This is a genomic window from Bacillota bacterium (genome assembly GCA_040754315.1).
Taxonomy (GTDB): Bacteria; Bacillota; Sulfobacillia; order DUSP01; family JBFMCS01; genus JBFMCS01.
In genome coordinates, this window is the sequence record JBFMCS010000031.1 from 6,835 (window position 1) to 12,429 (window position 5,595).

General features: G+C 53.1%; 6 protein-coding genes and 1 pseudogene. 4 read left to right on the plus strand and 3 right to left on the minus strand.

Going from position 1 to position 5,595, the window contains the following annotated elements:
* The 3 genes from AB1576_06135 to AB1576_06145 all read left to right on the plus strand — a co-directional run.
* On the plus strand, window positions 1-310 hold a 310-nt coding region (locus AB1576_06135; GenBank protein ID MEW6081345.1), incomplete at its 5' end, for an LD-carboxypeptidase.
* Entirely contained in the window at window positions 307-1,662 is a 1,356-nt protein-coding gene (gene rlmD, locus AB1576_06140) for a 23S rRNA (uracil(1939)-C(5))-methyltransferase RlmD (GenBank protein ID MEW6081346.1), read from the plus strand. The genes AB1576_06135 and rlmD, both read left to right, overlap by 4 nt.
* A gap of 444 nt (window positions 1,663-2,106) precedes the next feature.
* A complete protein-coding gene (locus AB1576_06145; GenBank protein MEW6081347.1) occupies window positions 2,107-3,102 on the plus strand; it encodes an NAD-dependent epimerase/dehydratase family protein in 996 nt (331 codons plus the stop codon).
* A 223-nt stretch (window positions 3,103-3,325) separates the two neighbouring features.
* Here AB1576_06145 and AB1576_06150 read toward each other — a convergent pair.
* Window positions 3,326-3,445, minus strand: a pseudogene (locus AB1576_06150) (IS701 family transposase).
* Between the two features lie 187 nt (window positions 3,446-3,632).
* On the opposite strand from AB1576_06150, the gene AB1576_06155 reads away from it, so the two are divergent.
* Window positions 3,633-4,469: a nitroreductase family protein gene (locus AB1576_06155; protein ID MEW6081348.1), complete on the plus strand. Its 837-nt coding sequence runs from the start codon at window positions 3,633-3,635 to the stop codon at window positions 4,467-4,469.
* A gap of 123 nt (window positions 4,470-4,592) precedes the next feature.
* Here the strand turns inward: AB1576_06155 and AB1576_06160 are convergent, their stop codons facing one another.
* Window positions 4,593-4,820, minus strand: coding sequence for a hypothetical protein (locus AB1576_06160; GenBank protein MEW6081349.1), 228 nt, complete (start codon window positions 4,818-4,820; stop codon window positions 4,593-4,595).
* 409 nt (window positions 4,821-5,229) lie between these two features.
* Complete coding sequence (locus tag AB1576_06165) at window positions 5,230-5,385, minus strand: hypothetical protein (GenBank protein ID MEW6081350.1); 156 nt, start codon at window positions 5,383-5,385, stop codon at window positions 5,230-5,232.
* Window positions 5,386-5,595 lie beyond the last annotated feature (210 nt).

The window sequence follows — 5,595 nt, forward strand, 5'->3', positions numbered from 1 at the left end:
CGGTGAAAGGCCCTACAGGGTGGACCGGATGCTACGGCAGATGGAGATGTCCGGCAAGCTCCGGGACGCTGCTGGCATTGTTGTAGGTGACATGACCAGGTGTGATCCCGTGGAGGGTGAGGAGTCCCAGTCCATTGAAGAGGTGCTAGAACACGCCCTGGCCCGGATCGGGAAGCCATGCCTGGTGGGGTTGCCTTTCGGTCACGGGGCCTACAAGGCCACGCTGCCGCTGGGCGTCATTGCCCGTCTGGATGCTGGAGCTGGCATGCTAGAGTTCACCCAGGCTGCCCTGGAAGAAGGGAAGTTATGAGTGTACCGCAGGTAGGAGAGAATCTCACCGTCGAGATCACCGGCGTAAATCACCAGGGGGACGGGGTCGGAAGGCTACAGGGATTTACGCTCTTCGTGCCTGGAGCCGTGCCCGGTGACCGGGTCAGGGTAACTGTGGAGGGGGTAAGGCCATCCTACGGTATCGGGCGGCTCGAGTGTGTCGAGAAGCCCTCGCCCGACCGCGTGGGGCCGGTGTGCCCGGTGTTCGGGGCCTGCGGTGGGTGTGCATGGCAGAACCTGAGGTACGATGCACAGCTGAGGCTCAAACGGGAGTCAGCTGAGTCTGCCCTGAAGAGGATTGGTGGTCTTGAACTCCATGTTCACAACCCGGTTCCCTCCCCCGCCCCCTTCCGGTACCGGTCCAAGGGACAGTTCCCTGTGGCCCAGGGAGAGGGTAGGCTGCTCATGGGCTGCTACGCTAGGGGTACCCACCAGGTGGTGGATGTGTTGGATTGTGCCATTCAAGACGAAGACGGTAACAGGGCGCTTATGGCAGCCAGGGCGGCGCTTCAAGACTGGGCCCTTCCCGCCTACGATGAATCCAGCCGGAAGGGCTTGGTACGGCACCTCCTGTCGAGGGTGGGCAACGGCACAGGGGAGATCGGGATAACTGTAGTGACCTCGGGCGAGGCCTTCCCTGGCGCGCGAACCTTTGGCCAGGAGTTGATCAATGGTGTAGAGGGCCTGGTAAGCATTGCCCGTAACATCAACACGAGCGCCGGGAACGAGGTCTTGGGGCCCACGACCAGGATCCTTGCGGGCAAGGAGAGGATCCTCACCAGGGTGGGCGGCTTCGAGTTTGGCCTGTCTCCTACCTCCTTCTTTCAGGTGAACGTGGCTCAGGCCCAGGCGGTTTTCGAGAAGGTCACCAGCCTCGTGGAGTCAGGGGGCGTGGTTGTTGATGCCTACTGTGGGGTTGGAGCCATGTCCTTGCACCTGGCAGGCGCCGGCTCTAGGGTCATCGGGATCGAGCTGTCAGAGGAAGCGGTAAGAGACGCTCGGGACAACGCCCGGAGAAACGCTGTGGAATCGGTGACCTTCATGGCGGGGGCCGTGGAAACGGTGCTGCCTTCCCTCGGGGACAGGCCCAAGACCATCGTGGTGGATCCCCCCAGGAAGGGCTGTGGCGTGGCGACGCTGGAGGCGCTAGTGGGGGCCTCACCGGAGACCCTTATATACGTGTCGTGTAACCCTGCCACCCTGGCCAGGGACATGGAGTACCTGGTGCACCAGGGGTACGAGGCTGGGGACGTGTGGCTTTTTGACATGTTTCCACAGACGCCGCACGTTGAGACGGTAGTTAGCATGGTCCGTATAAAACGCAATCTATAGTGGATTTGGATTATAACTAACCACAATATATTGAAATGTAGTATCCGTTGGACATTTTTCCGCTTTACTTCGAGGGTGGAATGTGATTCCAGTGGACCTGTTAGAGAACGCCACACGTTGAGTGCTTAGTATTGATGTCAAGGGTTGAAAAATAAAGCGACGGAAAATGTAGATAAATAAAGGGTTTCCGAACATTGTGCTTTTCTCGTGGCCGTTATGACGGAGGTTCCAATGTCAGGAGACCCTTATTTTACACTTCCTGGTAACTTATCAACTCCTCAAGCGTAGAGGGGTTTGAGTTGACAGATTAGATATCGACTGTTTTTATATAAATGTTGTCTTTGCCCTGGTTTGAAAGACGTGAAAAAGTAAGGATGGTCGTATTTTAAAGACATATATTGTGCACTTGATAAGAGAAAAACTCTTATTCGAGGAGTGATTAATATGAGTGAACTTTTTTTAGTTACTGGTGCTGCCGGACACCTCGGAGGAACAATTGTAAAAAAGCTACTGGAAAGAGGTAAAAAGGTCCGAGCACTGGTTTTACCTGGTGAAAAGTATATACCGGAGGGCGTTTCTGAAATTTTCTTTGGTGATGTTTGTGATGTTAATAGTATTGAACCTGCTTTTGTGTATAACGAAAATGAAAGCCTCATTGTCATTCATTGTGCAGGCATTGTATCAATTGCATCAAAGTACAATCAAAGCGTATATGATGTCAATGTAATCGGCACAAAAAATGTTGTTGACCTCTGTGAAATGCATAAGATCTTTAAGCTTGTTTATGTTAGCTCCGTCCATGCCCTACCAGAAAAAAGAAACCCAGAGATTGTCAGAGAAGCTTCTTGTTTCAAACCCGATGATGTTGTGGGACTTTATGCGAAAACAAAATCAGAAGCAACCTCCTATGTTCTTACAGCAGCCGGGCGCGGGTTAAATGCTAGTGTTGTGCATCCGTCTGGCATAACAGGACCGTTTGATTACGGCAGGGGTCACTTGACAACATTGATCATTGATTACTGCAAAAGACGGCTTACTGCCGGTATGAATGGTGGTTATGATTTTGTTGATGTACGGGATGTGGCAGACGGTATTGTCTCGGCTTGTGAAAAGGGTCGAAAAGGTGAATGTTATATTCTTTCAAACAAATTCTTTACTGTAAGAGAAATGCTGCATATGCTTCATAAGATTACGGGAAATAAAGAGATTAAAACCTTTCTTCCTCTATGGTTTGTAAAGGTCACGGCTCCACTTGCCGAACTCTATTACAAGATACTGAAACAAAAACCACTATACACGGTGTATTCTATATATACCTTGAACACCAATGCTCAGTTTTCGCACGAAAAAGCAACTAGGGAACTCGACTATACAACCAGAGATATGTATGAAACTTTGACAGATACAATAAACTGGTTAGAAGACCAAAAAAGAATATAATCCTGTACCACATATTCCGCACCCATGACAGTTTGTAGACAAGCAGGATTAGTTCGCCAGCCTCGAATCCCCCCGTGTAGGATGAGGGCAAGGTGGGCGTAGAGGTGAAGCTGGAAAGGTTACGGGCGATGTGTTGTATCTTGTTGAGTGCAGGTGGAGGCATTGGGGGTTCCTGCAACGCGAGGAGGCCCCGTTGGGTTTCGAGGGCGGCGTAGGCAATGAGCACGAGTTCAATATACCGCTCGATCCCGTTGGTGTTACGAATTTGGTAGTCACTGAAGCCCAACAGTTGCTTAGCGTTTCTATGGAAGGTTTCTATGGGCCAGCGACAGGTATAGTGAGCGGAGTACAAGGGTGTACTGGATGGCTTTGGTGCTGATCAGGGTGGAGGTAAGCAAAGAATTTGGTTCCCTGCGATGGCACCTCGGAGATGAGTATTGTCGCATGAAGGTTGTCCTCCTTTAGGTAGCCCTCCGCTTGACGTACATGATATACACGGTCCTTCACGGTAACAGGAAGAGGTGGGGTAGGTGCAGAAGATTGACTGGGAATCTGCGATAAACGCACGTAGGTCCACCAGAGTCTACCAAGAGCGTGCTGTTGAGGAGTCTAAGATGGATCTCCTCAAGGGTTTCATCGGAGACTTGCGAGTACCCTTTGAACATGGGGTCAAGGTTCGCTTGTTCAAGACCAATCCTGATAAGAGACTTTACACTGTCTTCCGGGCCCCGCCCGACGGAGCTGCCTTCCTGTCAGAAACGGATGTCCGCTCCATCTCTGCGGCCGGGTTTGTGGGGGAGACCCTGGTCTTGTACGCTACAAGCCTAGGACTTTCCACGTGCTGGTACGGCCATTACTCCCTCGCTGAGTTGGAGAGTATCATGCCGCACCTAGGGCCACACGCCAGCTCGCCCATGCCCAGATGGGGCTACGGGAGTAATACGTTACAAGGCGTCAGGGCCATATGCATCACACCTCTAGGGTATGCGGAGACCAAGGGTCTACGGTTTCCTGACAGGCTAACCGGCATGCTCTTCAGCCACAGGCGCAAGCCTGTTGGAGCATTCCTGGAAGGGGGCATGACGGAAGAGAGGCTTCCCGCAGGGTTGCTGTACGCCCTGGACCTTGCACGCAAGGCCCCATCAGCCGTCAACAGCCAGTTCTGGCGCTTTGGGGTATCGCCGGACTTCAAGGTGGTTTCAATATCCAGGCCTGTTGGCTACAGGCACATGAAGTGGGAACACCCAGATGTGGACATCGGCATATGCGCCTGTCACTTCTGGCTGGGCCTACTGATGAGTAACGTGGGCTGTGATGTGTCCCTCACTGAGGAGCAGGGCCGAGCCGTGTGGCGGTTTCAGCCCTGAGTTGCCAGCAGATCATGCCTGAGGGCAGTCGCAATGGCGGTACTTCACACCTGTGGGAATCTCCGGTTAAATCAGTGGTCTTCAAAGGTTGCCAGCCCAAGCTGATGCCTGCTGATTTGCCCATCACCTTTCGGCGAGCATTATCAGCGTGTTGCTTTCCTGAGTGCGCGGTGGGAGCTCCAAATCACCGTAGAACGCGACACTCTTGAAGCCCGTTCCGGAGAAGCACTCTTCATACCGCAGGCGCAATCCAGACAGATTCGCACGGAGTACCGGTCCACAATCCCTGCGGAGAAGTCCCTCCTGCTTAAGTATTTCCTCCTTGGGGTTCAGCGCGTCGTTGGCCTCCACCAGGTTCCAATGACTCCTTTCAATAGGGGATTGTTCACCAATTCGTGGTGTAGGCGAGTTAGGAGAGCCCAGGAGAAACGGTTTGCACCTTGACAACAGAAGATATGGGGTTGCGCGAAGGAACCGTTTCGCGCGTAAAATCTTCTGCGTTGGCCGGTTGCTGCCACAAAGCAACTTCGCTGCTCGAAAGAGCAGGGCTGCCGTCAACCAGCCGGACGCGGGGGCCGCTTCTCCAGGGCTACCTGCAAGCCCACCGGCTTTAGCCGTGGGTAGTTGACAGATTAGCCCTCCCTGTTGTGCCCAGTCCAGTGGCCATTGACAAGATGGGGGGACCTGCCAGCTGCCAGCGCTCTGAACAAAAAGGGCCGCCTCCTATGGGAGGCGGCAACCCACACCTGATGTACTGGGCTCACTCGCAATCATCGTCTGCGTCTTCATCGTCAAAGTCCACTCCGAAGGAGTCTGTCAGCAACTGCTTCTTCCCATCACAGACGATCCAGAAGAAGAACTGCACGCAAGGAACCTTCTTCCTTCTCTTCTTCCTTAGGTTGGGCTTCCCGTTCACAGTGTGTCTTCACCCCCTTTCTCGACCTAGATCAGATTATGTCGTGTGAGCCTCCTCTGTTACCGTAAACTCGAAGGCAGCAATATGAACGCTAGAATGAAACTGATCCACTTTGAGGGGTTGTGCTAACGCGAAACTGATCCACCCCCACCAAGATCCCGATCATTGAAATGTAGGAAAGTCAGTGATGCGGGGAGGAAAGGGGTTGAT

Coding starts and splice junctions, on each gene's coding strand:
- rlmD (MEW6081346.1), top strand. CDS start 307: ATGAGTGTACCGCAGGTAGGAGAGAATCTCACCGTCGAGATCACCGGC.
- AB1576_06145 (MEW6081347.1), top strand. CDS start 2,107: ATGAGTGAACTTTTTTTAGTTACTGGTGCTGCCGGACACCTCGGAGGA.